At 48.7% G+C, this 1,745-nt stretch carries 1 rRNA gene; it reads right to left on the bottom strand.

Annotated features, from left to right (window positions below):
- Positions 1-37: 37 nt before the first annotated feature.
- Positions 38-1,616 (bottom strand): 16S ribosomal RNA (locus IV73_RS06420).
- Positions 1,617-1,745 lie beyond the last annotated feature (129 nt).

Here is a 1,745-nt window from a genome sequence, read left to right as displayed (position 1 = left end):
AATAACGTTTCAACAAATGCCTTCCGATTTTCCTTAGAAAGGAGGTGATCCAGCCGCAGGTTCTCCTACGGCTACCTTGTTACGACTTCACCCTAATCATCTGTCCCACCTTAGGCGGCTGGCCCCTATAAAGGTTACCTCACCGACTTTGGGTGTTACAAACTCTCATGGTGTGACGGGCGGTGTGTACAAGACCCGGGAACGTATTCACCGCGGCGTGCTGATCCGCGATTACTAGCGATTCCGACTTCGTGTAGGCGAGTTGCAGCCTACAGTCCGAACTGAGACAAGCTTTAAGAGATTTGCGCACCCTCGCGGGTTGGCTGCTCGTTGTACTTGCCATTGTAGCACGTGTGTAGCCCAGGTCATAAGGGGCATGATGATTTGACGTCATCCCCGCCTTCCTCCGGTTTGTCACCGGCAGTCTTGCTAGAGTGCCCAACTAAATGCTGGCAACTAACAATAAGGGTTGCGCTCGTTGCGGGACTTAACCCAACATCTCACGACACGAGCTGACGACAACCATGCACCACCTGTCACTTTGTCCCCGAAGGGAAAGCTCCATCTCTGGAGTGGTCAAAGGATGTCAAGACCTGGTAAGGTTCTTCGCGTTGCTTCGAATTAAACCACATGCTCCACCGCTTGTGCGGGTCCCCGTCAATTCCTTTGAGTTTCAACCTTGCGGTCGTACTCCCCAGGCGGAGTGCTTAATGCGTTAGCTTCGCCACTCAAGGGCGGAAACCCTCGAACAGCTAGCACTCATCGTTTACGGTGTGGACTACCAGGGTATCTAATCCTGTTTGCTACCCACACTTTCGAGCCTCAACGTCAGTTACAGTCCAGAAAGCCGCCTTCGCCACTGGTGTTCTTCCATATATCTACGCATTTCACCGCTACACATGGAGTTCCACTTTCCTCTACTGCACTCAAGTTATCCAGTTTCCAAAGCAATTCCTCGGTTAAGCCGAGGGCTTTCACTTCAGACTTAAATAACCGTCTGCGCTCGCTTTACGCCCAATAAATCCGGATAACGCTTGGAACATACGTATTACCGCGGCTGCTGGCACGTATTTAGCCGTTCCTTTCTGGTAAGATACCGTCACACATTGAACAGTTACTCTCAATGTCATTCTTCTCTTACAACAGTGTTTTACGAGCCGAAACCCTTCATCACACACGCGGCGTTGCTCCATCAGACTTTCGTCCATTGTGGAAGATTCCCTACTGCTGCCTCCCGTAGGAGTATGGGCCGTGTCTCAGTCCCATTGTGGCCGATCAGTCTCTCAACTCGGCTATGCATCATCGTCTTGGTGAGCCTTTACCTCACCAACTAACTAATGCACCGCGGGACCATCTCTTAGTGATAGCAGAACCATCTTTTAAATCAAAACCATGCGGTTTTTATTGTTATACGGTATTAGCACCTGTTTCCAGATGTTATCCCCTGCTAAGAGGTAGGTTTCCCACGTGTTACTCACCCGTTCGCCACTCACTGCAATGTTGGCATTTGACTTGAAGCAAGCTTCTCATCTCATTTCAACCACAGTGCGTTCGACTTGCATGTATTAGGCACGCCGCCAGCGTTCATCCTGAGCCAGGATCAAACTCTCAATTTAAAATTGTAAGTTTGAGTTTTAACTCAATCTTGTTGTTGTTTAACAGATGTTAAACGAATTTACTAGCGAATTGACTTCGCAAATTTTTGTATCATTTTGATACTGCATTTGTTTCATCGAAACGTTATT

This window comes from Weissella kandleri, from assembly GCF_001438705.1.
Lineage (GTDB): Bacteria > Bacillota > Bacilli > Lactobacillales > Lactobacillaceae > Weissella > Weissella kandleri.
Note: the sequence above shows the minus strand (reverse complement) of the source record. Positions and strands in the feature narration are given on the sequence as shown.